This window comes from Desulfosporosinus sp. OT (assembly GCF_000224515.1).
Taxonomy (GTDB): domain Bacteria; phylum Bacillota; class Desulfitobacteriia; order Desulfitobacteriales; family Desulfitobacteriaceae; genus Desulfosporosinus.
The window spans coordinates 50,046-75,068 of sequence record NZ_AGAF01000187.1; the positions used below are offsets into that span (position 1 = coordinate 50,046).

A 25,023-nucleotide genomic window follows, 5' to 3' on the forward strand; every position below is an offset into this window, starting at 1 on the left:
GGATAATAAGTAGGATAACGACAGATTGCAGCGAATAGCTAAATATTAGCAATTCTAATTCCGGATAAATTGGTGCTAAGGCTGCGATGGCAGCGATATGCGGGGAGGTTCGTTGAATGCCGGACACTCAAGGGGAAAAGGTTAACAAGAGATGATCTTTAGGGAGGTGGTTGAAGTTGGATGAAAATCACTTTTTAGTTGTCTCAGGTCCATATAACCCGAAAGACAAACTCAATCTTGCGGCTTATGTAGTTAAAGGTGCTTTTTTAAATGTTAAATGTACATTATGTTTTCTCGTTCTTAACAATGACCTGCAAAGAACGAGAATCGAAAAAAATTATGCGTCATTATTTGACGTTGTTATGAATTATGCCTCTCAGAAATATCAATCATGGTACGATATCCCTCTCTATGTCTGTAATCTTCAACCAGGGGAAAATGGCAATGCACAACTTGAGATATATCCTTCGTCAATTAATGAAGATAACGCTGAGAGAATTGCAGCGCTTGTCTTAGAAGACATGATTATTGAAAAATCAGAAACATTCAACCAGCAGGACTTTAAAATCACCGAATTTGGAAATGTTGCTGAAACAGACTTTTTTCAATATACAATTAAAAATGCAGGAACAGTATTTAGCACTTCTGTGATGGCTAAAAATCCCGCAGATCTAGGGCTTATGGTTCAGCTTATGGATAAGTTAGAGACATTCTCGGTAGATAGTTATCGCGAAGAAGTAATTTTATACATTGAACAGCAATATCCCCTGGAAGCCTTTCAGTCTTTTGTTCGTTACGCACAATTAATTAATCAGGATGAAACCATAGATATCATAGAAGCAATAAACATCGGTTTAGAGATTACGAAATTTTTAGTTGCGAGAATGTTCTATGATTATGCTGATTGGACTGCGGAATGGGCGACCTCCCTGGCGTGTATTCATAAGGAGCATGAATTAGCTTTAGTCGGGTACCGTTGGTTGGGAATTGTAAACGAAGCCCTGGGAAGGATTAATGCATCGAAAGCGGCCTATGAGAATGGCATGTTGCTATTTGATTATGTCAGTGATTTACGGAAAAAAGCCCAATTTTTAATGAGCTTCGGTATTTCCATGATAGTCCTCTCTTCCCATCTGGATTTTGAAGAATTAGATGAGGATGCCTGTGAAACGATTGAGCAGCAAATTCTTGCGCCCGCCCAGAATTATTTTACAGAAGCCCTTACTATGTTTGATCAATTACCGGATAAAAACGCAGCCTTTGCTCGATGTTCTATTCAGCTTGATCTAGCTCGTATTGATGATCTACGTGGCAACTATCAACATTCTTTAAAAAGACTTGGAAATCTTACTAATGGTGACAATGACCTTAATGAGAACCCAAAACTTATGATATCGTTAATAATCTATAGCCTTACAGCCTTAAGAAATCTTTCGCAAAAAGATCTCGCATGGCGAAAACAGTACTTCCTGTACTTGCACCAAGCTGCGGAAATACTCCCTAATATATTCTCTGCGTTTCCTGATAAAGCATGTTTATTAAGTGTTTTAATAGGAGATGCCTTATTAATTTTAGAAAATCCTCAAGATGCTGCAGCATATTTTTCAGCAGCTTATGAAAGGCAACAATTATTGCTTCAAAATGTAATCCTTTCTTCTGGTCCCGGTTCTCAATGCGGAGGTATTGCGGCGATTGATATTGCAGGAAAGCTTCAAAATGCTCTTATCGTACAACATGATTCTTATGAAAACGAGGCTTTAATTTGGCAGGCCTTAGATACTGGCGAACGTCAGAAAGGATGCTTTTTCAGAAGAGACTTATTTTTTCACAGCCAAGCAGCGGACCACGAACTTTCAACCTATTTAAAAAGCAAATACCGGTTTCTGCGTAAATCACTTAGCCAGCATAACATCGACCATCGTCTCTTAATGGCAGACTATCAATGGTTTTTAAAATGGGATGTCGATGCCGGCAACCGATCGGTACTGGAGAATTATGATCAGTCTTTCGAGAAGCCCTTAGATTCTAAACGGATACAATCAATTTTTTCTCAGCAAAAATATCGAACGGCAGTAGTCATGTTTTATGCTACCGATAGAGAAACCTTCGTTTATATCCTTAAAGACCCCTTTGAAACCCCGATAATTATTCGCTTAAATATAAGCAGCAGCGATTTGAGAAAAATATCTGAAAGCTTACATACTGGAATCAACGGAAATGAATATACCTATTCCAAGCAGATAATCTATAACGAGCCAGAAAAGCATAAACTCTTTTTTGCTCCGTTTTTAGCTCTGGCCGACATACTAAAGCCTCTTATTCGACATCTCGATGATGTGGATCTTATTTATATTTCTCCTCATGGTACATGGCATTCTCTTCCCATTCATGTTCTTCTGCTTCCTTTGTTTTGGGAAAAGGGCAGGGTGCCGGGCCTTGTTTACACACCAAGTACTCATCTCTTAGAAATCTTAAATCAAAGACATTTTAACAATCGCCGGCTGCAATATAATCATTATGGTTTGGCAACAGTATATTCTGCAGACGAAAGTGAAAAATCGTATATGAAGGCCCACCAAACTTTTTTAACTTTGCTGCAAGGTACAGAAGTAACTATCAGAGATGCTTTCGGGATACAGGTAACGAGAGACAAGGTTATGGAAGACCTTAATCAAGTAAGTCTATACCATGTCCTTGCCCATGGCTGCTTCCTTGAAGGCCGGCAGGCAATGGACTCGGGCTTACTGCTGGCTGAGCCCTCTGGATTGCCGGACAAAAAGACATCTCCGAAAACGACGGGCACTATGATAATGCTCAATGGTACTTCTGCGTCTCACGTTTCCCTGCAAGCCTGTTCATTGGGTAAAAGATTAGCAGATCACGGTAATGAATTTTGGGGTTTTTGCCGTGCCGTAATTTCTGCTGGAGCCAATAGTGTAGCGGCGCCCCTTTGGGATGCTGATCTATTTTCTTCAACAAGATTTTTTGAACTATTTTACCATAATTGGCTTATCGACCATCAACCGAAGTGGAAAGCCTGGGCCAATGCTCAGCATCAACTGGCATCCGGGTCAGAGTCTCCCCTGTGGTCTCATTTTATCCACTGGGCAGCTTTTCAGTTGATAGGCTTCGGCTATTGAGTTTAACCTAACAAGAAAGGAAGATACATAGTAATGGAAGTACAATCTTTAGCAGATAAAATTTCACAATTGAACTTACTGCAGCTCAAGGATGTTTATGTCAATCTGTTTGAGATGCTGGAACCTGAAAGAGAACTCCTTATCACCCCCAAGGACATAAAACGTAAACTAGAAAAAGATCGCGCCTTATTGGAAGATTTCTGTTTAGAAAGTAACGTTGAAGACAAAAATTACGGGGAATTCAGAGCCATAAAGGAACTTGCTGCTGATTTTCTAATAGGCATTACTGAAAGTTTTCCTGAGTATCGAGAGAAAATAGAAGCTTCTATTATTGAAGCTTCTAAAAAGGGATTTATTGAGGACACATTGCTCCTGGACATTCCCTCAACTGCTCAGCTCATTCCCATAATTTATGCTGTTGCTGTGGCCATACTTCAGCCTCATCTAAAAGTTGATCGTAAAAGGATCCAAGAAAAAAACTCTAGTACTTCAGAGTTTCATTTCGAGTTGAAGCTAGGAACGGATAAAGTTGTTGAGGTTCTTAAGAGCTTATTACCCTATTCAAAAAAAGGGGATTAAATAACGATTAAAATCAATGCTCGGGTCGGAAAAGGCCTTCGAAGATCCTCTCCGGGGGTCGGTACAGTGATTTGGAAACTTCCATTTCTTCAATAATTCGATATTTATTAGGGGTCGCTTTTTCTATCGTATATTGAAGCCGCTAAATGCTTTTGTAGCAGAGGCGCATTGAATTTGGAAAATCGATTAGACCGCAAAATGGTCTGATTGATATGAGGCAACTGACATGATATGATATACCAAGAAATGGATGTGTTTTAGCGAGGGGGGGACGGTGTTTTTGATTGAACGCTCGGCGGATATTGGAACGTATTCTATCTGGTTCCAAAAACATCAGATTTGAAGAGATAGTTGCACTTACGCAGGCATATGGATTCCGGCTAGCCCGAATTAATGGTAGTCATCATATTTTTGTCCATCCAGAGGTACGGGAGTTAATCAATCTTCAAAATGTCAATGGTATGGCCAAGCCTTATCAAATAAGGCAGCTATTGAAACTTGTAGAGCTGAATAATCTAAGGATGGGAGAATGATGGATGTAATGGATTACCACGTAAATATATTCTACAGTGAAGATGATAATGGGTATATAGCAGATATTCCTGACCTAAAAGGCTGCTCGGCCTTTGGAATTACACCCGAAGAGGCGTTGAAGGAGCTGCAAGAAGCCAAAAAGGCATGGCTTGATGCGGCTAGAGCAGAAGGGCTGTTAATCCCAGAACCACGATACCGCCCAATTATTTACCAAGCAATCGGGGGTGGGTCGAACCTGGCATGATCGGGGTTCTGTGAGGGCTTGGGGTCGTGAGATCCCGGCTACTCGATCTTCCCGGATATTGTCAAATCCCTCGGGGTCGACAATGTCAAATAACTTACGGGGCTGAGTACTCGCATAACGTCTCCCGGTGGCCAGTTACGGCAGGTTCCTGGAACCTCTGTTATATCGGAAAATTCAACAGTACTTTATGAAATAGTATGGAGTAATTGATATTTGGCTCACTATAAATTCGTCACCGGTGACGAATTTGACCTACACCCAGGCGCTCATCCTTCTTGGGATCCCGTACTCACTTTGCTCACACAGTTATCTATACGGAGTACGGAGATCTTTAAGAGTAATTCTTAATTAACGATAGGGTTTTTTATTATTGGTCAGTCCCACAAGATAGTCGATACTGGTTATATAGAATTCGGCAAGTTTAATAAGTGAGGTGCTAGGAATATCAAGGGCACCGCTTTCGTATCACAGTCCTCTCGCAAATCCCTTAAACGTTGGTACATTGTATTCACCCCGGGCACTATTCCACAATATGCGATAATCGCATATTGATTACGAAAATCTTAATAATGGTTACTAGAGACATGCCAATTAGTTAACAATTGGCATGTCTCTTTTTAAATAATTTACCAAATTTTGCATATCAGAACGCAACTGGTACGTATAACTGTGTTATATGTGGTTTTATTTTTTAAAACGGTAGGTTAATTAGTAAGGCGTATAATTACGGCTTTTTCTTGAATCTGAATTAATAGGAGGAATTTGAAAATGTACAAGGTAACAGATGAAAAGGAACTACGGATTTTTAATTCCATTTGGACAACGGTCTGGAAGGAAAAGGGTTACGAAACTGAAGGAGAGCATTCCGACGATTCAACAAAATTTATAATTTATTCTGGATACAAACCGTCTGGTACTGTAGAATTTAAAAGTTATAACAAGCAAAGCCCAATTAATCAAGTCTTTCCCTTTTTTCAATTATGTGCTGACTTAAAAATAGGAAACGTTGTCGAGGTAGATAAAATGGCCATACTTAAAGAGTACCGAAGGACACCTGACTTTGGCAAACTGATTCTTCTCGTTTTTGATTATTTTATGAATGAGGACATTAAGTACGGCATAGCTCTTATCGAGCCAAAGCTTTTTCGACTTCTACACATGGCAACTGGTAAGGCAATCCAACCTGTCGGTTCTAAGCTTTTCTACAAGGGAGATTATGTCGTTCCCGTTATATTAAACGGCGAAGCTCTCAACAATACGTTAAAACAACTGCACCACCGTCTATTGAATGGTTTGGGTTTCGAAGAAGCCAGAAAACAAGCGTAGAAATGAAGGCCGATCAATCAATTATTCTAGAGAGTTTTCATATATCGTTTTAGTTCTTCATAGAAGTTCTCACGGGTGCCAGCAAGAACAATTACGATAGTTTCAGTTGGCGTTTCTACAATCGTATAAGCGAGCTCATAACTGGTTTTATTGTAATATATATCACAGCAAAAAATACCAGATAGGTCCCCGCTTTTAGATTCACCAATGTAAGGATCAATAAGAATTTCGTCTACTGTTTTTCTGAAAAGATCCTTAAGCTGTTTTTCTTTGAGCTTTTTTAGGAAGTGAGCAGCGGGAGGTAAAATGACGAGCTTAGGCCTCATCAATTCTCCTCCGTGCCAAAAACATCATCATAGGTGGAATAATTGTTTTGACCTTTGGCCGCAAGCTCTGCTTCTGTAATTAGCCCTTCAACTGCGGGACGAATCTTCTTCCGTGTTTCTTTAAATTTGGTAAGCAACTCTTCGCCGGATAAGCCTAGGGAGATCAAGTCAGCTAAGATTTGTTCATCAAACTCACCGCCGCTCTCACGTACAGGGCGTATCACAATGGTGTTATTTCGGATATAACACTCTACCTCTTTTTCAATCCCCACTTCATTATAAAACTCTATTGGGATGGTTATTTGACGTTTTTGAGATACTGATATACGTTTTTTGAGCATTGGATTACCTCCCCTTCGAACGGCCTGAGACATTACCCTTCCCCCTTTAATATATACAAATCAAATGTCAAGTATTCAAATTTTCTTTGAATCAATGATATCAAAGAAACAAAGAAGGTTCAAGAATGCGATTAGGTTCAAACCTAAACAGCTCCATCTCTTAGTCATAGGATTATTGGGTAAGATGAGGTGGAATAATCACTCTTTTAATGGTAAAATCTAACTGTAGTGCTATGGAAAGGAGATGGAGAGCTATGGTCATTAAAAAACTTGTGCGATTTGACTGGGCTATAAAATATATACTCCGTAACAAAGCTAATTTTGACGTACTGGAAGCGTTTATTTCTAACCTGTTGAAAGAGTCGATAGTTATAGAGAATATTTTAGAAAGCGAAAGCAACCAGGAAGCTGAAAATAGGAAATTCAACCGAGTCGACTTAAAGTGTAAAGATTCCCAAGGGAAACAAATCATCATAGAAATACAAAATCAACGTGAGGCAGATTACCTGCAACGATTGCTTTGGGGTACCTCAAAAGCAGTTGTGGAAGGTTTGGAGCTTGGGACGGGCTATAACGAAGTTGTGAAGGTTATATCGATTAGTATCTTGTATCATACCATGCGGGTGGATGAGCAAGAGAATACAGATTTTATCTATTACGGTACAACAGAGCTCATTGGAATGCATACGAAGAAACCGCTTATTCTTCACGAGTCTAAGGCAAAACACAAAGAAACGCCCGTAGTTACCAGTAAAAACGTCTTCCCAGAATACTATATGATTTATGTGGAAAAGTTTGAGGATATGATTAATGAGGCTATTGATGAATGGGTGTATTTCTTTAAGCATGGTGCAATACGTGAGGACTTTAAGTCACCAGGCATCCTGTTAGCAGCCAAGAAGCTGGATTATCTCATGATGAGCGAGGAAGAACGACGGGGATATGACGACTATCTTGCCTATCTTGGACAGGAGTTGGGGATATTGGATGCTGCTAGAGAGGAAGGTAGGGAAGAAGGCAGAGAAGAAGGCCGAATAATGACGGCCAAATCGGCTTTAAAGAAAGGGTTAGCAGTCGAACTCGTCGCAGAAATAACAGGACTTCCCTTTGAAGAGATTCTAAAATTACAAAGCGATCATCAACAATCACAACCTGGAAGGAGAAACCATGAGTAGTATTTTAGTTACAGGCGGAGCAGGTTATATTGGCAGTCACACTGTTCGAGTGTTACGCGAAAAAGGAGCACAAGTTGTTGTCCTGGATAGCATAGTAACGGGGCATAGAAAAGCAGTCCCCGCAGAGGTTCCTTTCTATCAGGGGGATATCTGTGATGCAGAGTTGGTCAGGACTATTGTAGAATCCCAAGGGGTGGAGGCGGTGATTCACTTTGCGGCGCGCAGCTTGGTGGGTGAATCGATGACTAAGCCGGATCTTTACTTTTATGAAAATACGGCCAAAACCAATCTCTTTGTCGCCAATCTGCTGCAGTTAGGAGTTAATAAAATCGTCTTTTCTTCGACTGCGGCGGTATACGGGCTTCCTGAGACCATCCCCATTCCAGAGGAATCACCGACAATGCCGATCAATCCCTATGGATTATCAAAACTGATGATTGAGGAGTCGTTTCGCTGGCTGGAAAAGGCCTACGGCCTAAAATGGGTTGTCTTACGTTACTTTAATGCAGCGGGGGCAGCGCTCGATGGGGTGATCGGTGAGGAGCATTTCCCAGAAACCCACTTGATTCCTTTAGTCTTAAAGACTGCGCTCGGGCAGCGAGAGGCCATTCAGGTCTTCGGGACGGATTACAACACTCCGGATGGGACTTGTATTCGGGATTACATTCATGTGTTAGATTTGGCAGAGGCACATATCTTAGCTCTTAAAGCTCTGGATCAACAGCTGGAGAGTGGAATATTTAATGTTGGGACGGGTCAAGGGTTTTCGGTACGAGAGGTAATTAATATCGCGAAACGGGTCACAGGAATCGACATTCCGGTGGTTGAAGCAGCAAGACGTTCGGGAGATCCCGATGTGCTCGTTGCTAAGGTGGACAAAATAGAAAAGGCCTTCGGGTTGAAGGCCAAGTACAGTGATTTGGAAACAATTATTTCCTCCGCTTGGAAGTGGCATAAAAACAATCCAGAGGGGTATGAATCGATCAGTTGAATATAGGCTTTTCTATGCGGCGGAAGGACTTTCATTGGTCACAGTTCCGTTGCGCTCAGTCAAAAGTAAACGGCAAGACGCCCCTTATCTCGAATTCCAGATAAGGGGCGTCTTGTTGCATACCTATGGAGATAGGGCCTTTTAAGAATTAATCGATATATCGAATTGACATTTCTTCAGGTATTCTATAGCACTGCTTCATAAAATAAGGCATCCTATTCCAATTGCTTACATTGTAGCCATAGATAGTTCCCGGAGTTTTTTTAAGGATTAATTCATTTGGATTATGATTTAAATGATATCGACTGATAGTGTCTAAGTTAAAATCCTGGGCATAGGATGCCTGTTTATAGCCATTATATTCGGTTCCCAAATTAAATAATCCTAACATGATTATAGTTATGACGACAAGATCTTTAAGAGTCCGCTGCTTATAATATCCAATTATCATAAATAAGGACACACCTATAATAACAAGGGCAAGTTGATAAATAGGGGGATTATTGGCATGATCAATAAGGGGGTTGAGTGTTAATTTTCCCAAATGGGTTAGACTTAAAAGGATCACAATCATGGAAAGTAATAGAAATACTTTGTACCGATAAAAGTTGATAAAGGAGTAAACTATAAAAATACTCATCAATAAGAGTGACGGGAACATGATTTTATAAGCTTCGGCAAACCTTGCATCAGCAACAAAGAGCATCAGTTGGGCACCTATAGCATTGATACTATTATAAAACAAGAATGGATAACGTTGGTTAATTAAAATCAGCAAGGCTATATAAACAATGCTAATTAAATAAACAGCTGCAAAGACTATCAGACAAAGACTCAATAGTGTATTGGGAGTCCCCCCTGAAAATAAATGAATAGGATATTTCTTATACAGAACAACATAGATGTAACCTAAAATACCTATGGTTAAAGCTGCGATAAGCAGACTATGCCATAAAAAGGCAATTTTCTTGAAATCTTGATTTCTAAAGCTATAAAGCCAAACTAGGCAACATAAGCAAATAATTAGTACGTAGCCTGAGGCAGGAATTGAAAAGATATTGGTTTTTAATAGTCCTGAGGCAACATCTTTCAAATTCACGACGTGACCGGTCTGTCTTTCAAATAACATTCGTTTAATTGAGCCGTAGGTTACAATACTATACCCACCGAATAGAGCCAAATAGTAGGGAACTAGACTTTGTAAGATATTTTTCTTTCGAGAAATTTTAAAGTACGCCGGAATCAAAACCATATAGCCAATGCCCATCGCGCCAACTTGTTGCGTTGATGATCCAACCAAAAAAGCAAGCAATAGAATCCAATAATTCGTTTTAGGATTCGGCATTTTTACATAGTGATTATGAAGGGTGTATCCGTACAGTAGCACGAGGGCAGTTGGGTAAAGGTAATTGAAGGCGCAGGCCGCATAATATATTGTAGTATTGGCTATTTGTATAGGTAGGAAGATAAAAAAAAGACTTGAGCAAAGACTAGCAACCACAATTTCATCCTTAATTCTAGAATTGTGATCTTCAGGATAAGAAGTACTAATTTTGGCAATTAGGATGGCTGTTAGCGTAATGACTAATGGGTTAAAAAGCCTAAAAACATAGATATTGTACTTCAAGATAACGAGCATCATGGTTCCGATCCAGACTCGGCCATTACCATTTAATTGGCCCAGCATAAAATTAGGTAGATTGCTCAGACCATAGGATGCATCTCTACTGTAATATAGATCATCAGCGTAAAGGAAGATGTGCTGATGAATTAACAGCATAACTATCAGGAGTAAGCAAAACACTTGATATTTTTTGTTCCTTAATTTTCCCACTATGCCTTTAAACACAAAATCACCCTTTATATATGGCCCGTTATTTTTTAATATTAAGCATATTTTTGGATATTTGTCAAATTAAGTAAAGATCCTGCAAATTGATCTTAAGTCAGAACATGAATTTTCAAGTGATTAAAAGAGTAATTAAATTAGGAATATGTTATAATCTAATTAAACATTCCAATATCTGGGAGGAGTTTCTGTTGATTTCAGTTATCATGCCTGTCTATAATGAAGGAAATCAAATATATTCTAACGTCGTTAAGGTAATTTCTATCTTAGCACGAAATAAAACTGAACATCAAATTGTCCTGGTGAACGATGGCTCGTCAGATAATTCTTGGAGTGAGATGCAACGATTGAGCAGAGACTATGCCAATGTTTTGATCATTAAATTGAGTCGAAATTTTGGCAAAGAAGCGGCTATATGTGCTGGTTTGGAAAATTCATTAGGTGATGCCTGCTTAATACTTGATTCTGATTTACAGCACCCGCCCGAGATGATTCCCGAAATGATACGCCTTTGGCGCGACGAGTGCTATGATGTTGTTGAAGGCGTTAAATCTCACAGAGGAAAAGAATCTCTAGCTGGAAAGTTTGCGGCATTAACGTTTTATAAGTTTTTTAGAAAGACAACAGGAATCAACTTGAACAGTGCATCGGACTTTAAACTCTTAGATCGCAAAGTAGTCGATTCCTGGAAGCAAATGAATGAATCTATTACATTCTTTAGAGGCATGTCTGCGTGGCTGGGCTTTAATCGAATTCAAGTACCTTTTAATGTTCAAGAACGAGTTAATGGGACCACGAAATGGTCGAAAGCCAATCTAATAAAACTTGCCATTCATTCAATTACCTCATTCTCTGCGCTGCCTCTTCATTTGGTAACTTGTTTAGGCACAGTTTTGCTTATTGTTGATGTTGTTTTAGTGACACAAACAATGTTTATGAAGTACACTGGTAAAGCATCGACTGGTTTTACGACGGTTATCATTCTTATTCTAGGGGTTGGCAGTCTCATCATGATTAGTTTGGGGATCATTGGTGTTTATCTTTCGAAAATTTACGATGAAGTAAAGCACAGGCCCAGGTATTTAATTTCAACGATGTTAGGAAAAGAGCTTAATGATGAATAAAGAGCTGGATGATCCGGTTAATCTAAAAGAACACAATATACAAAGACAATTTACTAGGTACTTATTAGTTGGTATATCTTCTGCCACCATTGAACTTCTGATTTTTTACTTTTTGAGAATATTATCTCTTAATCTTACACTATCTAATATAATGGCTGTTATCATTGCCACACTGTTCAATTTTTTTGTAAATAGAGGTTGGTCATTTGCTACTAGTTCAAAATTAAATCGCAGTTCTATTTTATATCTTACTCTATTCCTTTTGAACCTGGCTTTCAGTACTAATGCGATCAGATTAATGGTTAGGTCGGGGTTCGTTGAAGTATTTGCAAAGTTATTAACGATGGTTCTGATAACGATGTGGAATTTTGTTCTTTACCGTAAGATAATTTTTAAATAGCCTAGTAGTGGCATAAAAACAATCCGGAGGGGTATAAATCTAAGAGCTGATTGCTTCCCTTGCGCGAGGAGGTTAGATTTGAATAGCGCGTTAAAAGTCATAACCGGCATTGTGAACTATTTCCACGACAAATTAATCCTATCGACTCATTACATGGGTCTGAATCTTAGCGATAAACAGCTCCATTTCCTAGTCATAGGATTCTTGGGAATCGTTCTTTTTCTACTTGTACACAAGTTATTCCAGTATCTTATCCGCTATAGCCTGACGGCGATCTCGTTTATTTATACATTTACGGTCCTCGTTGTTATTGTGTTTGCTATTGAGATTGAGCAGAAAATAACGGGTCGTGGCCATATGGAATTTCAAGATATTTTAGAGGGCCTCTGGGGTTTTCTGGTTGCGTTTTTAATTTACGTGGGCTGGGTAATTATTGTTTATTACTTAAAGAAGTTGTTGGCTCATCTGCGTGCTTCGCCGCGTAAGAAGTAGGGTCAAGAACGTAGGGCGAAGAAAGCAATGGCAATCAGTCCGATGATCAATGAACCAGTAATAATAAGGATGTCTTGACGTGTGGGTAAACGAGTGGACTTTTTGAATTGTTTCCATGGCATACTATCTCACTCCTTACAGTTTATGGAATACAATATTCTTGGCCTGGTAAGGTTATTCCTGCCTGCTGTTCTGTCCGAATATTATAAATTTAACTTATTATGATACTTAGGTATTACTATGAGCTTAGCAAATTGAACGAGCTTATCCCATTGAACTGAAACTTTATTTGACAAATGAAGTCGCTAAATGCTAAAATATTTAAATGTGGTGACTTCTCACCGCAACCGCTCGAATCAGGTGTTCAACAGGTTTTTTGCTTTATAAAAAACCGACCTGCAATGGCGAGTCTAGGGCATGGGAGGTGTAATAAAAATGTACGCAGTGATTGAAACCGGTGGTAAACAGTTCAAAGTTCAACAAGGTGACGTAGTTTACGTTGAAAAGTTGGACGCTAACGTCGGAGATGCCGTAACGATTGATAAGGTTCTCCTCGTGGAAAATGACGGTGTGGTTAAAGTTGGAACCCCAGTTGTGGCTGGTGCTACAGCAGTGCTTAAAGTCATAGAGCACGGCAAAGGGGAGAAGGTTATTGTCTTCAAATTCAAGTCCAAAAAGAACTATCGACGCAAGCAAGGACATCGTCAACCCTACACAAAAGTTGTTGTCGAAGCGCTCCAAGCGTAAGAAGCTAGATGGTATACGTTTCATAGTTTGGGCAGATGAACAAGGGCGGATTCGCGAATTCGAGCTGTCAGGACATGCCGGGTTTGCAGAAGAAGGCTCAGATATCGTCTGCGCGGGTGTTTCTGCTCTGAGCATTGCAACCGTCAATGGGTTGGAACATTTCTTGTCGGTAGCCCCGAGAGTTCAAGAGGAAGATGGACATCTCACCTGTGAACTTCTGGAGATTAAGGAGCAAGAACTGGAAAGCGCTCAGTGGATCTTGCAAACTATGACGTTAGGCATTGAACAAATACAAATGACTTATGGTCAAGATTATATATTCATAGATCGAAGGAGGTGGACTCCATGCTAAAAATGAACCTGCAACTTTTTGCCCATAAAAAGGGGGTTGGTAGCTCACGAAATGGTCGTGATAGCAACGCTCAACGTTTGGGTGTGAAACGTGGCGACGGCCAATTTGTAACCGCGGGTACGATTATCGTACGTCAACGCGGAACGAAGTTTCATCCCGCTAAAAACTGTGGTCTGGGTAAAGATGATACCTTATTTGCGCTGATTGATGGCTATGTGAAATTCGAGCATAAAGATCGGACTCACAAACAAGTTAGTATTTATTCTGAGCGTACAACACCGGTGGCTGTAGCCCAATAAGCTATTTCTGATTCACCCCTGGGTTTTCCCAGGGGTTTATTCGTGTATATGTACATAAGCGAGGTCGCCTATCCTAAAAGGAGCATTCACAGCGCAGGAGGTTTCTGCTCTGACCAAAGCAGAGGAGGATTTCCCGCTTGGAGTAGTGGGGACCTGGGGTGCGAATGAAGTTTTAAAGTGAGAGGAAATCGATGCATATGTCAGAGGTTGAACACGTTTTATTGTCCGAACTGCTTGAGTGGTATCGTCTACAGAGGCATGATTTTCTGAATCACTGGCAGGTGATCATGGGAAATTTACAACTTAATCAGCCCGAGAAGGCTCTGGCCTACATGCGGGAGATGATCGCTGAACCTCAAGAAGAGCAAAAAATAGCGCAAATACCAGAACCGCAACTAGCAGCGAGTTTGCTGGGTTTTCTTATCCGTCTGAGGCGGGAAGATATTACGGCGACGATTGATTTTCCTGAGGGGATGAAACAGGAAGATTTTTGGCAAGATCATTGGCGAGAGGAATATGGAGAAGCCTTATACGGGTACACTAGAGAATGTCTGGAATTGTCTGCCCAGTTTAGGCAGTTGGGAAAGCTGGATGCGGAAGTGTTTTTGTACGATGAACCAGGAGGATTATCTTGTCAGTTTATCTTATTGGATGAGGAAAATGTTCTCTTGGATAAAATGGCTAAGTTTATTATAAATCCCAAATAGTTAATGTGGTTTCGAGAGCGTGACAATTAAGGAGAATCAAGTATGTTAATGTTTTACGATCGGGCAAGGATTTATGTTAAAGGTGGAGATGGCGGGGCGGGTGCTGTGGCGTTTCGTCGAGAGAAATACGTTCCTGAAGGCGGACCAAGCGGTGGAGACGGCGGACGCGGAGGGGATATTGTTTTTGTTGGCGATGAGGGCCTAAGAACTCTCGTGGATTTCCGTTATAAACGGCATTACAAGGGCGACCGAGGGGACCATGGACTGGCCAAGAATATGACCGGCAGGAGTGGAGAAGCTTCTGTACTTCGTATTCCTGTGGGAACAGTCGTCTTAGATGATGAGAGCGGTGAACTCATTGCGGATATAACGGAGCATGGACAACGAGTTGTTGTTGCTGCCGGTGGACGGGGTGGCAGAGGTAATGCTCGTTTTATGAGTAATACGAATAAAGCCCCTACCTTAGCGGAAAATGGGGAACCTGGTGTGGAACGCTGGCTGCGTTTAGAGTTAAAGCTGCTGGCTGACGTGGGGCTGGTAGGTTTCCCGAATGTGGGGAAATCGACGCTTATTTCTAAAGTCTCAGCGGCCAAGCCGAAGATTGCCGACTATCACTTTACAACCCTAATTCCTAATTTGGGCGTGGTCGAGCTGGAGGATGGGCAGAGTTTTGTGATGGCCGATATTCCGGGGCTGATCGAGGGCGCCCATACGGGGGCTGGTTTGGGGCACGAATTTTTACGCCACACCGAGCGGACTCGCTTAATTCTGCACGTTCTGGATATTTCTGGTTCGGAAGAACGAGATCCGCTGGAGGATTTACGGATTATTCAAGATGAACTGCGGCAATATAGTCCGGAGCTGGCTCTGCGACCCGTAATCATTGTGGGCAACAAGATCGATATTCCCGGTGCTGAGGAACATTTGCAGCGTCTCAAAGAAGCGGTCGACGATCAGCAGGAGATTTTCGCAGTTTCCGCAGCGACGGGGGAAGGCTTACAAGCCTTGATTTATCGTATTGCTCAGCTCTTACCGGATATCCCGGCACCGGAGATTTTCAACCTGCCTGCTGAACACTTGGTCACGAAGGTGCAGTCGGATAAGCGGTTTGAGATCTCTAAAGAAGAGGATCTATTTATTGTCTCCGGGAAAGAAATCGAGAAACATGTGAAGATGACGTTCTTTGAGAGCGAAGCGGGTGTCTATCGTTTGCAAAATATCTTAAAAGCTATGGGCATCGATGACGCCCTAAAAGCTGAAGGGATTCAAGCAGGGGATAAAGTGGAGATCGCGGGCGTCAGGTTTGACTGGGAGTAGGAGGATGATCAGAATTTTGGGCGTTTGGGGGTAACGGGTGTGAAAAAACTTCTCTGGTGGGGAATTGGGGCAGTGCTGGTGATTCTTGTATTAGGCTTGGGTGGCTGGTGGGCTTGGGGGAAAGTTCAGGGCCCACTGCAGGTTAAGGCTGGGGCGGTAGCGCCAATCTCGATGCAAGAAGATGTTTATGCCACGGGGAGCGTTGTGCCCGTATTCCGCCAGGAGGTTGTCGCCTTAAACCCGGGGCGTGTTGCTAAGGTAGCGGTGCAGGTCGGGGATTCAGTTAAAGTGGGGCAGACTCTGGTCAGCCTGGATACAACCCTCGAAGATGCTCAAGTAGCTCAAGCGAGGGCGAATGTTGAAGCGGCGCAAACGAATGTCGATGCAGCCCTGCCCAGCCTGTTGGCGCAAAGTAAAGCGGCTTTAAAACAGGCTCAAGAGGCTCTTAAGGTTGCCCAAGTGCAGCAGGGACTGCAGATTTATAAGGCCACGCTGGCTGGGACCGTTCTGGAGGTTAATGCCCAGGAAGGAAATACTTCTCCCGTCCAACAGCCGCTGGTTATTGTGGCTAATCTGGCCCAGATGAATGTTGAGGCGCAACTTAATGAAGTGGATGCCGGGAAGGTGAAATTGGGCCAGAAGGTGACGGTTACCAGTAAGGTGTTGGGAAATACATCAGTGCAGGGCACTATTGCCGAGATTGCTCCGGAGGCGGTTTCTCAACTAAGTGCCCAGGGTAATGTCTCGCCAACGGTGAGCGTGACGATTCGTTTAGATCAAGTGCCTGCCGGTCTGAAGCCTGGTTTTACTGTGTCAATCCAAATCATAGCGGCGACTAAAGCAGGCGTATTAGCGGTCCCTCAAGAAGCTCTTTTTCAAGAGGGAAGCAAAAACTATGTTTACCAGATTAAAGAGAGACGACTGCTGAAGACTGAAGTGAAGGTCGGTATTGGCAATGACACGCATCAGGAAATTACTTCCGGCTTAAAAGCCGGAGATTTGGTAGTGCTAAATCCTTCCAACGATCTTGAGCCGGGGCAGCGGGTGACGCCGGATACGGAGAGTGGCGGGACATGAGCCTACTCGAAGGGCTGCGCGGTGCCCTCTTTAGTCTGCGCACGAATAAGCTGCGCTCCGGATTAACGATGCTGGGCATTATCATCGGGATTGCTGCGGTCATTGCTGTTGTGACCATTGGTCTGGGCGGTAAGGCGGCGATCATGCAAGAGATGGAGAAAAGCGGCGTTAATTTGTTTGTGCTGTACACGAAATCGGTCGGGCAGACTGGACAGGCTGAAGGCGATCGCTTAACGGTTCAAGACGGAGAAAGCTTAAGACGGGCCCTGACCCAAGTCAAAACGCTGCTTCCAGCGAGTATTGAATATACGACCTTGGAGGTCAACCAAAAGCATTCCTCGGCCATGATCGTCGGAACGACTCCGGATTTCGCGGAGCTGCGCCATAGGGAGATTGCCAAAGGGCGTTTTTTCTCGGCTGAGGAATTTTCGGCCGATCGTCGCGTGGTTGTGATTGATTCGACGATCACGGACAGTTTATTTGGCGCGGGAAATCCGCTAGGGCAGCAGGTCATTATCCAAAATGTGCCTTGTCGGGTGATCGGGGTCTTAGCGAAGGATACCTCATCCTTCGCCCAGTTTGATGTTGGGCCTCAGAATTCTTATGCCTATGTGCCTTGGGGAACCTGGTCGGATATTTTCCAGTCCACACGTGTCGACCAGCTGGAAGGTGCGACCTACCTGGAGTCTGATTTGGATAACACCATCTCTAGTGCCCAACGCATCTTGAACGTGCGTCACGGGACAACGGATCAGTATGAGGCTTATAATGTGCAGCAATTGGTTCAATCGGCCAATAAAATTACGCGCATTCTAACCAGCATCATTGGTTTGGTGGCTGGAATCTCCCTATTTGTAGGGGGAATTGGCATTATGAATATGATGTTGGTTTCTGTGACCGAACGCACTCGGGAAATCGGGCTGCGTAAAGCCGTGGGGGCTAAAGAGAAGGATATTTTGACCCAATTTTTATTGGAAGCGATTGTTTTATCTCTCGTCGGGGGAATGCTGGGCATTGCCGTGGGGGTTGGGAGCGCGTTATTGGTAGCCCATCTCCTAAGTTGGCCTCCTCTTTTGTCGGGCTGGGCGATTGTATTGGCCTTTTCTTTTTCCATTGGTGTCGGATTATTCTTCGGTTTTTATCCTGCGTTAAAGGCGGCCAAACTCGAACCAATGGCGGCTTTGAGATATGAGTAAATTGTTTAAAATCTAAATTTCAATTTAAATTTTTTAAAAAAAGTATAATTGTGACCTGCAAAGGCTATGAAAGTATAGGGGGCAGATATCCGTGTTAACAGGTAAGCAAAAACGTTTTTTAAGAGCCATGGGGAATGAAATGGTTCCCATTCTGCAAGTGGGTAAGGGCGGAATCGTGGAGACGGTGGTCACTCAAGCGGACGAGGCCATAGAAGCCCGCGAGCTGATCAAGGGTCGAGTTTTACAAAATTGTTTGGAAGAACCGAAAACTGTGGCTGCCGAACTGGCTGAACAGACTGGAGCCGAACTTGTGCAAGTGATTGGGCGTAATTTCTTATTGTTTAGACAATCGAAGAATAAGCCGCTGATTGAATTACCGAGGTAGATTTCAAGTTGTCGCTTGAGCGTGGGAACAGCTGCGGTATCGGTTGGTTGAGCTTTTTGACTCTTAAAAAGTGAAAGGCAGGATTTTAATGTCTTTGATTGAAAGGTTTGCTGTCTTATTCGGCGTCCCAGACTTTATTACTCCTCAAATGTCTTTTTTTGTGTCTGAGGCTGAAATGGACTTAGTGGTCCGGCTGAACGGACAAAAACGTTCAGTCTCTGAAATTGCTACCGAGTTGAAATGCTCACCAAGCCAAGCCTTCGATTTGCTGGAAAGCAGCTATGCCAAGGCAGTCCTCAATAAAGAGAAGCGTCAGGGGGAAGCCGTTTATTTTACGGCTGATTTCTATGAGCGCTTGGATTATCTGTGCAAATTTGATGAGCAGTATCAGACTTTAGATAGGGAACTGCTGCGGGCTCTGGAGCAATGGTGTTATGAGGTCTATGCAGAGAGGATGAAGCCCTATCTGGATCAACTTCAGAAGAAAGAAGCAGTGGAGAGAGCTCCGGAAACGTTTGAACTGATAGAGAATCTGGAGGAATTGTTTAACTCGGTTAGCAAAATTCGTGTTGTTCCTTGTAATTGCCGTAAGGTAGCGGGTCACTGCGGTCGGCCGACGGAAACTTGTTTAAGTTTTGACGACTCAATAACAGATCGGACCCAGGGTAGGGAGCTAACCAAGGATGAAGCACTAGAATTGGTCAAGGTAGCCCATAAAAAGGGGCTGATGCATCAGGTGAACAGCGACTGGAGGACGAGCGGTGCGACCTATATGTGTAATTGTTGTTCATGTTGTTGTTATCCGACGCGTCTGGCTCAAGAAAAGGGCAGCAAGGGCGTATTTCCAGTGATTCAATATGTTGCCCTACAGGATGAAGTTAAGTGTACGCATTGTGGGGCTTGCACTAAACGCTGTAATTTTTCAGCATTTTTTAAGGGAGAGAGTGACGTTGAGGTTAACAGTCAGGTTCGGAGAAAAGTCGAGTTTGACCCGGAAAAATGTTGGGGATGTGGGCTCTGTGTTGATGCTTGCCCAAATAAGGCCATCATGATGATTTCGTGTTGAAGGGTTTAATTGGCTGCTTTTAATTCTTGAGGTGGATGGACAAACTTTCTCTCTTCCTGTAAAATAGTGGCATATAGAGAGGTTCGTGATTCACCTAGAGAGGAGTAAGGCATGGACCAAGAAACACGGGAAATGTTTGGAAAAGTCCTCGGAATACTTGAAACCATGAAGACAGACGTTGCAGGATTGAAGACAGACGTTGCGGGATTGAAGACAGACGTTGCGGGATTGAAGACAGACGTCGCGGGATTAAAGACGGACGTCGCGGAACTGAAGACAGACGTCGCGGAATTGAAGACAGACTCCACTTCATTGAAGACGGAGATGAAGTTACTGAAACAAGCAATGGTTGCTTTTGGTGCTCGTCAAGACGAGATGTATCTAATGCTTAAGAGCAGAGAAGAAAGTCATCTACGGATGAAGGCTTTGGAAGAAAAGAGCTCAGTTTCTGTAATCGAGAGAGATCAATTGAAAATGGAGTCGGCTAAAATAGTTGGGGCTCTACGTCGTGGAGCTCATGAAATTTTGAAAGGATTGGGCGATGAAGAGGTTTCCTAGCTTAAATCTTTGTGATGAGCGTGTTCTCGTCCCATAGCTGTGCCAATAGGCACAAGTTATGGGACTTTTGTTTGGGCAACCTTTACTGAAACATGATATAATAAGATGTTCTACAGCTTTTGCTAAGGAGAAGAGGAATAACGATGAACATCTTAACGGCTGAGAATTTGACGAAAAGTTATGGCGAAAAACTACTTTTTGCTGATATTTCCTTTGGGATTGACGAAGGGGAAAAGATAGGAATTATTGGGGTTAATGGGACGGGTAAGTCCACTTTGCTCAAGATTTTGGCGGGTGTTGAATGGCCGGATCAAGGGAAAGTGACGATGGGAAACAGTGTGCAGCTCGATTACCTCCCCCAAAATCCAGATTTCGAAGATACAGCCACGGTCTTACAACAAGTCTTTAAAGGGAATTCTCCGGTAATGCAATTGTTGCGGGAGTATGAAATGGCTTTAGAAAAGCTGAATGATGACCCGGAACAGTCTAAGTTGCAACAAACGTTGATCACTCTAGGGCAACAGATGGATGAGCTGGACGCTTGGCAGTTAGAAAACGAGGCGAAAGCGATTCTAAGTAAGCTCGGCATTTCCAAATTCGATACTCTAATTGGGACCCTGTCCGGCGGACAGCGCAAACGGGTGGCCCTGGCGAGTGCGCTTATTAATCCGGCGGATATACTGATCCTTGATGAGCCAACGAACCACATTGATAATGATACGGTGGATTGGTTAGAACAATACTTGAATCGACGCAAAGGTGCTTTGGTTATGGTAACGCATGATCGTTATTTTCTCGACCGTGTTGTTGGTCGAGTGTTAGAGTTAGATCAGGGGAAACTTTATCCCTACCCCGGAAATTATAGTCGTTTCTTGGAATTAAAAGCGGAGCGGGAAGAGCAAGTCGAGGCAACCGAGAGGAAACGCCTAAATCTCTTTCGCAATGAACTGGCCTGGATGCGCAGGGGTGCTAGAGCCCGGACGACTAAGCAGAAGGCTAGGATCGAGCGCTTTGAAAAGTTGGCTGCGGATAAGCCCACGGCCGGGACAGATCGGATTGAAATCACGGCGGGAGCATCTCGTTTGGGAAAGAAAATTATGGAATGTTCGCATGTCCAGAAAGCGTTTCCTGACCGGGGTGTGGTGATTAAAGATTTCGATTATATTCTCTTAAGGAATGATCGGATAGGGATTATTGGTCCCAACGGGAGTGGTAAGTCCACTTTGTTAAACTTGATCGCTGGTCGTCTGACGCCGGATGGCGGGAGCATAGAACTCGGGTCTACGGTCAATATCGGATATTTTGCCCAGGAAAATACCTATTTGAATCCCGATATTCGCGTGATTGATGAGCTTAAAGCGGTGGCTGAAGTGATTCCTACCGCTGATGGTGGATTTTTGACGGCATCGCAAATGTTGGAGCGGTTTTTATTTCCGCCGGCTGCTCAATGGACGCAGATCGCTAAGCTTTCCGGTGGAGAAAAACGTAGGCTTTACCTTTTGCGGATTCTGATGGGTGCTCCGAATGTCCTCTTATTAGATGAGCCGACCAATGATTTGGATATTCAGACCTTGACTATTTTAGAAGGCTATCTGGATGAATTTCCAGGTGCGGTGATTGCTGTTTCCCATGATCGGTATTTCCTCGACCGGGTGACAGATAAGATCTTTGCTTTCCAAGGCGAGGGGGCCATTCGGTCCTATGTAGGCAATTACTCGGACTATCGAGAACAAGTTTATGCGGCTGAGCAGGAGGCCGCGCAGGCGACCCATCTGGATTCTTTGGCTAAAGCTTTAAAAGGCCAGGGTACCTCAGCGGCCAAGGAAGAAGCGTCGAGAAAGAAAGAACGCCCTCTGAAGATGACCTATAAAGAGCAGCAGGACTTTGCGCAAATTGAGGCTCAAATCGAGCAGACGGAAGAGGACTTGCAAAAAAACAGTCAACAGATGAATGAGATGGGTAGCGATTTTGGCAAGCTAACTGAGTTAGTTGCTATCCAACAAGACCTGGAAAAGAAACTGGATGATATGCTGGAACGTTGGACGTATTTGAATGAACTGGCCGAAAAAATAGCCCAAAACAAGGGATAGGTGCGAGGTGCGAGGCACGAAATACGAATCACGAAATACAGACGTATAATACGCATTTCGAACTATGTAACGTGTTACACGAAAGCTAGTTTAGCCTTATAATAATTGGAGGATCATTAATATGGATGAGAAGATGCTTGAGCAGATGAAACGATTGGTCGAAGAAAAAAAGCTGAAGAGTGCCCAACAAGGTGGACCCATTAAAGCTACGCAAAAGATTGGGGAGAAGCGGAAGGGCACTAAACGTCGCAAAGTCGGCGGAATGTTTGACAAATAATATCTTTAGTTGTTAAACATTGATTCATCCAACACAATCTATTAAGTTGCAATAAGGGGAGAAGTTTAGTCAGATGAGCATTTTAAATGTGGAAAATGTCAGCCATGGCTTTGGTGGGCGTAAAATTTTAGAGGACGTGAGCTTTCGTTTATTAAAAGGGGAACACGTTGGCCTGGTGGGGGCTAATGGAGAGGGCAAATCAACTTTTCTCGATATCATTACGGGCAAGTTGATGCCTGATAAAGGGAATGTTGAGTGGTCAAACCGGGTAACGGTCGGTTATTTAGACCAACATACAATTTTGACCAAAGGAAAAACGATTCGCGACGTTCTCAAAGAAGCGTTTCAAGGGATGTTTGATTTGGAAGCTGAGACTTTGGAGATGTATAACCGAATGGGCAGCGTCTCGGAAAGCGAAATGAACAAACTCTTGGAAGATGTCGGAGAGATTCAGAGTATCTTGGAACACAATGGCTTTTATATGATTGATGCCAAAATCGAGGAGATTGCTAATGGACTGGGGCTTGGGGAAATTGGTTTAGAGAAAGATGTTGAGGATTTGAGCGGGGGTCAGCGCACGAAAGTTTTACTCACGAAACTCTTGCTCCAAAATCCCAGCATTCTAATTCTTGATGAGCCGACGAACTTTTTGGATGTCGAGCATATTGAGTGGTTGAAGCGTTACCTTAATCAGTATGAAAATGCGTTTATTCTCGTTTCTCACGATATCACCTTTTTGAATAGCGTCATTAATGTCATTTATCATGTAGAAAACGCTGGTTTGACACGTTATACCGGAAACTACGAACAATTCACGGAGCTTTTGGAAATTCGAAAAATCCAGGAGATTAAAGCTTATGACAAGCAGCAAAAAGAAGTCGATCGCTTAGAAGACTTTATTGCTCGCAACAAAGCCCGGATTTCGACGACTGGGCGGGCCAAGAGCCGTCAGAAGCAGTTGGAAAAAATGGATCTGCTGGAGCGGCCGAGAGAGAAAATCCAACCAAAATTCAAATTTAAAGAAGCGCGGACACCGAGTAAACTGATTTTTCTGGCTAGAGATATTGTGCTGGGTTATGATGAACCGTTGACGCGTCCTCTAAATTTGACCCTCGAACGAGGACAAAAGGTTGCTATCCGGGGAGTCAACGGCTTAGGTAAATCCACCTTGCTCAAGACGTTGTTGGGGTTTATTCCCCCGGTTTCCGGTGAAGTAGAGCTGGGGGATTTTCTCGCTCCTGGTTATTTCGAGCAAGAATCCAGTCGCAAAAATGAGAAGACGGCGTTAGATGAGGTTTGGGGTGAATATCCCGGGCTCACGAATGCTGAAGTGCGCGGAGCCCTGGCACGCTGCGGTCTGACTAAAGAACACATCTCCAGTAAGATGATGGTCTTAAGTGGCGGAGAGAACGCTAAAGTTCGGCTTTGCAAGCTCATGCTGAAAGATGTTAATTGGTTAGTCCTCGATGAGCCAACGAATCATTTAGACGTGGATGCTAAGGAAGAGCTTAAGAAAGCAATTACGGATTATCGAGGGACGGTGCTTGTTGTTTCCCACGAACCGGAATTTTACGAAGATTGGGTAACCGATGTGTGGAATCTGGAGGAGTGGACGACGAAGATCGTGTAACTCGGTATACACTTCTGGCATACTATGGCATAATACATGTAAGAGAAAATGGTATGTTTAAGAGCCTAAGAAGAAATTAGAAAAGCCGTCGGTAATAATGTTGAAGTTAAGTAGCTTTAGCTGGAGAAGAGAATCATGAGTAATGCTCTAAAGAGAAAAGTTAATAGATTAGGCATCATGGGCGGAACATTTGATCCGATCCATAATGGTCATCTTGTTGCTGCGGAAATGGCGCGTGGTGAGTTTAATCTAAGTAAGGTGTTATTTATTCCTAGTGGGACGCCACCTCATAAAAATAGTCGGGACGTCTCTGCTGCAAATTTACGTTATGAGATGGCTGGACTGGCTATTAAAGATAATCCGGAGTTTGATCTTTCTGCTCTGGAGATTGAGAGAAAAGGCCTATCCTATACTGTGGAAACGTTACGCATTTTGCGTCGCACCTGGCCGGATTATGAACTTTATTTCATTACGGGTACGGATGCTCTTCTGGAGATTTTTTCCTGGCGTGAAGCTGAAGAAATCTTGACGATGATTCAATTTATCGGTGCCGCACGTCCTGGGTTTGATGCGAGCGATTTTCTTTTGAAAGTTCAAAAAGAGCATCCGGAAACTAAGGGCAGGATTCATTATTTAGAAGTTCCGGCTTTAGCAATCTCCTCAACGGATATACGGGCGCGGGTCCGACATGGACAACCTATTCGTTACCTTTTGCCGGAGTCAGTTCGTCTCTTTATTCAACAACATGGGCTTTATATTACTGAAGAAAATGCCTGATACGATACATGATTTCGTGTTTTT

General features: G+C 43.0%; 26 protein-coding genes and 1 other annotated feature. Of the genes, 23 read left to right on the top strand and 3 right to left on the bottom strand.

Annotation, left to right across the window (positions count from 1 at the left end):
* Positions 1-176 precede the first annotated feature (176 nt).
* From DOT_RS18445 to DOT_RS18465, 5 genes are all read left to right on the top strand, one after another.
* Positions 177-3,140, top strand: coding sequence for a CHAT domain-containing protein (locus DOT_RS18445; protein WP_009622002.1), 2,964 nt, complete (start codon positions 177-179; stop codon positions 3,138-3,140).
* Between the two features lie 33 nt (positions 3,141-3,173).
* Positions 3,174-3,719, top strand: a complete 546-nt coding sequence (locus DOT_RS18450; RefSeq protein ID WP_009622004.1) for a hypothetical protein — start codon at positions 3,174-3,176, stop codon at positions 3,717-3,719.
* Positions 3,720-4,021: 302 nt separating this feature from the next.
* Positions 4,022-4,252 (top strand): type II toxin-antitoxin system HicA family toxin, encoded by a 231-nt coding sequence (locus DOT_RS18455; protein ID WP_242833865.1) that lies wholly within the window; start codon positions 4,022-4,024, stop codon positions 4,250-4,252.
* Positions 4,252-4,497, top strand: coding sequence for a type II toxin-antitoxin system HicB family antitoxin (locus tag DOT_RS18460; protein ID WP_009622008.1), 246 nt, complete (start codon positions 4,252-4,254; stop codon positions 4,495-4,497). Before DOT_RS18455 ends, DOT_RS18460 begins: the two co-directional genes overlap by 1 nt.
* Positions 4,498-5,265: 768 nt before the next feature.
* On the top strand, positions 5,266-5,823 hold the full coding sequence (locus DOT_RS18465; RefSeq protein WP_009622010.1) for a hypothetical protein: 558 nt from the start codon (positions 5,266-5,268) through the stop codon (positions 5,821-5,823).
* Between the two features lie 26 nt (positions 5,824-5,849).
* On the opposite strand, the gene DOT_RS18470 is transcribed toward DOT_RS18465, so the two are convergent.
* The gene (locus DOT_RS18470; protein WP_009622012.1) at positions 5,850-6,149 is read right to left on the bottom strand and encodes a type II toxin-antitoxin system RelE/ParE family toxin; all 300 of its coding nucleotides are present in this window, start codon (positions 6,147-6,149) and stop codon (positions 5,850-5,852) included.
* Positions 6,149-6,490, bottom strand: coding sequence for an AbrB/MazE/SpoVT family DNA-binding domain-containing protein (locus DOT_RS18475; protein WP_009622014.1), 342 nt, complete (start codon positions 6,488-6,490; stop codon positions 6,149-6,151). The genes DOT_RS18470 and DOT_RS18475 overlap by 1 nt, the downstream gene beginning before the upstream one ends.
* A 254-nt stretch (positions 6,491-6,744) precedes the next feature.
* Between DOT_RS18475 and DOT_RS18480 the strand changes: the two genes are divergently transcribed.
* Positions 6,745-7,665, top strand: coding sequence for an Rpn family recombination-promoting nuclease/putative transposase (locus tag DOT_RS18480; protein ID WP_009622016.1), 921 nt, complete (start codon positions 6,745-6,747; stop codon positions 7,663-7,665).
* Complete coding sequence (galE, locus tag DOT_RS18485) at positions 7,658-8,656, top strand: UDP-glucose 4-epimerase GalE (RefSeq protein WP_009622018.1); 999 nt, start codon at positions 7,658-7,660, stop codon at positions 8,654-8,656. Before DOT_RS18480 ends, galE begins: the two co-directional genes overlap by 8 nt.
* Before the next feature lie 148 nt (positions 8,657-8,804).
* On the opposite strand, the gene DOT_RS18490 is transcribed toward galE, so the two are convergent.
* Positions 8,805-10,490: a hypothetical protein gene (locus DOT_RS18490; protein ID WP_207637055.1), complete on the bottom strand. Its 1,686-nt coding sequence runs from the start codon at positions 10,488-10,490 to the stop codon at positions 8,805-8,807.
* Positions 10,491-10,696: 206 nt separating this feature from the next.
* Between DOT_RS18490 and DOT_RS18495 the strand changes: the two genes are divergently transcribed.
* The 16 genes from DOT_RS18495 (at position 10,697) to nadD (ending at position 24,999) form a co-directional block, all read left to right on the top strand.
* The gene (locus DOT_RS18495) at positions 10,697-11,629 is read left to right on the top strand and encodes a glycosyltransferase family 2 protein (protein WP_009622023.1); all 933 of its coding nucleotides are present in this window, start codon (positions 10,697-10,699) and stop codon (positions 11,627-11,629) included.
* A gap of 478 nt (positions 11,630-12,107) precedes the next feature.
* Complete coding sequence (locus DOT_RS18505) at positions 12,108-12,521, top strand: hypothetical protein (RefSeq protein ID WP_009622025.1); 414 nt, start codon at positions 12,108-12,110, stop codon at positions 12,519-12,521.
* Between the two features lie 335 nt (positions 12,522-12,856).
* Positions 12,857-12,943, top strand: a sequence feature (ribosomal protein L21 leader region).
* A 13-nt stretch (positions 12,944-12,956) separates the two neighbouring features.
* Positions 12,957-13,268, top strand: coding sequence for a 50S ribosomal protein L21 (rplU, locus tag DOT_RS18515; protein WP_009622029.1), 312 nt, complete (start codon positions 12,957-12,959; stop codon positions 13,266-13,268).
* 13 nt (positions 13,269-13,281) lie between these two features.
* Positions 13,282-13,620: a ribosomal-processing cysteine protease Prp gene (locus DOT_RS18520; protein ID WP_040412820.1), complete on the top strand. Its 339-nt coding sequence runs from the start codon at positions 13,282-13,284 to the stop codon at positions 13,618-13,620.
* Positions 13,614-13,919: a 50S ribosomal protein L27 gene (gene rpmA, locus DOT_RS18525; protein WP_009622032.1), complete on the top strand. Its 306-nt coding sequence runs from the start codon at positions 13,614-13,616 to the stop codon at positions 13,917-13,919. The genes DOT_RS18520 and rpmA overlap by 7 nt, the downstream gene beginning before the upstream one ends.
* A gap of 191 nt (positions 13,920-14,110) precedes the next feature.
* A complete protein-coding gene (locus DOT_RS18530) occupies positions 14,111-14,626 on the top strand; it encodes a Spo0B domain-containing protein (protein ID WP_040412779.1) in 516 nt (171 codons plus the stop codon).
* 48 nt (positions 14,627-14,674) lie between these two features.
* A complete protein-coding gene (obgE, locus tag DOT_RS18535) occupies positions 14,675-15,943 on the top strand; it encodes a GTPase ObgE (RefSeq protein WP_009622034.1) in 1,269 nt (422 codons plus the stop codon).
* Between the two features lie 39 nt (positions 15,944-15,982).
* Entirely contained in the window at positions 15,983-17,020 is a 1,038-nt protein-coding gene (locus DOT_RS18540; RefSeq protein WP_040412781.1) for an efflux RND transporter periplasmic adaptor subunit, read from the top strand.
* On the top strand, positions 17,017-18,216 hold the full coding sequence (locus tag DOT_RS18545) for an ABC transporter permease (protein WP_009622036.1): 1,200 nt from the start codon (positions 17,017-17,019) through the stop codon (positions 18,214-18,216). Before DOT_RS18540 ends, DOT_RS18545 begins: the two co-directional genes overlap by 4 nt.
* Positions 18,217-18,307: 91 nt before the next feature.
* Positions 18,308-18,601 (top strand): ribosome assembly RNA-binding protein YhbY, encoded by a 294-nt coding sequence (gene yhbY, locus DOT_RS18550; protein WP_009622037.1) that lies wholly within the window; start codon positions 18,308-18,310, stop codon positions 18,599-18,601.
* An 88-nt stretch (positions 18,602-18,689) separates the two neighbouring features.
* Entirely contained in the window at positions 18,690-19,667 is a 978-nt protein-coding gene (locus DOT_RS18555; protein ID WP_009622038.1) for a 4Fe-4S binding protein, read from the top strand.
* 111 nt (positions 19,668-19,778) lie between these two features.
* The gene (locus DOT_RS29375; protein ID WP_009622043.1) at positions 19,779-20,225 is read left to right on the top strand and encodes a hypothetical protein; all 447 of its coding nucleotides are present in this window, start codon (positions 19,779-19,781) and stop codon (positions 20,223-20,225) included.
* A gap of 143 nt (positions 20,226-20,368) precedes the next feature.
* Positions 20,369-22,315: an ABC-F family ATP-binding cassette domain-containing protein gene (locus DOT_RS18565; RefSeq protein ID WP_009622047.1), complete on the top strand. Its 1,947-nt coding sequence runs from the start codon at positions 20,369-20,371 to the stop codon at positions 22,313-22,315.
* A 121-nt stretch (positions 22,316-22,436) separates the two neighbouring features.
* Positions 22,437-22,592, top strand: a complete 156-nt coding sequence (locus DOT_RS31130; protein WP_009622049.1) for a hypothetical protein — start codon at positions 22,437-22,439, stop codon at positions 22,590-22,592.
* A 73-nt stretch (positions 22,593-22,665) separates the two neighbouring features.
* Positions 22,666-24,222 (top strand): ABC-F family ATP-binding cassette domain-containing protein, encoded by a 1,557-nt coding sequence (locus DOT_RS18570; RefSeq protein ID WP_009622052.1) that lies wholly within the window; start codon positions 22,666-22,668, stop codon positions 24,220-24,222.
* Between the two features lie 135 nt (positions 24,223-24,357).
* Positions 24,358-24,999: a nicotinate-nucleotide adenylyltransferase gene (gene nadD / locus DOT_RS18575; protein ID WP_009622054.1), complete on the top strand. Its 642-nt coding sequence runs from the start codon at positions 24,358-24,360 to the stop codon at positions 24,997-24,999.
* Positions 25,000-25,023: the final 24 nt, after the last annotated feature.

What these genes read in the sequence shown, in the direction of transcription:
- DOT_RS18450 (WP_009622004.1), top strand. Translation starts at nt 3,174, where the DNA reads ATGGAAGTACAATCTTTAGCAGATAAAATTTCACAATTGAACTTACTG.
- DOT_RS18460 (WP_009622008.1), top strand. Translation starts at nt 4,252, where the DNA reads ATGGATGTAATGGATTACCACGTAAATATATTCTACAGTGAAGATGAT.
- DOT_RS18465 (WP_009622010.1), top strand. Translation starts at nt 5,266, where the DNA reads ATGTACAAGGTAACAGATGAAAAGGAACTACGGATTTTTAATTCCATT.
- DOT_RS18470 (WP_009622012.1), bottom strand. Translation starts at nt 6,149, where the DNA reads ATGAGGCCTAAGCTCGTCATTTTACCTCCCGCTGCTCACTTCCTAAAA.
- DOT_RS18475 (WP_009622014.1), bottom strand. Translation starts at nt 6,490, where the DNA reads ATGCTCAAAAAACGTATATCAGTATCTCAAAAACGTCAAATAACCATC.
- DOT_RS18480 (WP_009622016.1), top strand. Translation starts at nt 6,745, where the DNA reads ATGGTCATTAAAAAACTTGTGCGATTTGACTGGGCTATAAAATATATA.
- galE (WP_009622018.1), top strand. Translation starts at nt 7,658, where the DNA reads ATGAGTAGTATTTTAGTTACAGGCGGAGCAGGTTATATTGGCAGTCAC.
- rplU (WP_009622029.1), top strand. Translation starts at nt 12,957, where the DNA reads ATGTACGCAGTGATTGAAACCGGTGGTAAACAGTTCAAAGTTCAACAA.
- rpmA (WP_009622032.1), top strand. Translation starts at nt 13,614, where the DNA reads ATGCTAAAAATGAACCTGCAACTTTTTGCCCATAAAAAGGGGGTTGGT.
- DOT_RS18530 (WP_040412779.1), top strand. Translation starts at nt 14,111, where the DNA reads ATGCATATGTCAGAGGTTGAACACGTTTTATTGTCCGAACTGCTTGAG.
- obgE (WP_009622034.1), top strand. Translation starts at nt 14,675, where the DNA reads ATGTTTTACGATCGGGCAAGGATTTATGTTAAAGGTGGAGATGGCGGG.
- DOT_RS18545 (WP_009622036.1), top strand. Translation starts at nt 17,017, where the DNA reads ATGAGCCTACTCGAAGGGCTGCGCGGTGCCCTCTTTAGTCTGCGCACG.
- DOT_RS18555 (WP_009622038.1), top strand. Translation starts at nt 18,690, where the DNA reads ATGTCTTTGATTGAAAGGTTTGCTGTCTTATTCGGCGTCCCAGACTTT.
- DOT_RS29375 (WP_009622043.1), top strand. Translation starts at nt 19,779, where the DNA reads ATGGACCAAGAAACACGGGAAATGTTTGGAAAAGTCCTCGGAATACTT.
- DOT_RS18565 (WP_009622047.1), top strand. Translation starts at nt 20,369, where the DNA reads ATGAACATCTTAACGGCTGAGAATTTGACGAAAAGTTATGGCGAAAAA.
- DOT_RS31130 (WP_009622049.1), top strand. Translation starts at nt 22,437, where the DNA reads ATGGATGAGAAGATGCTTGAGCAGATGAAACGATTGGTCGAAGAAAAA.
- DOT_RS18570 (WP_009622052.1), top strand. Translation starts at nt 22,666, where the DNA reads ATGAGCATTTTAAATGTGGAAAATGTCAGCCATGGCTTTGGTGGGCGT.
- nadD (WP_009622054.1), top strand. Translation starts at nt 24,358, where the DNA reads ATGAGTAATGCTCTAAAGAGAAAAGTTAATAGATTAGGCATCATGGGC.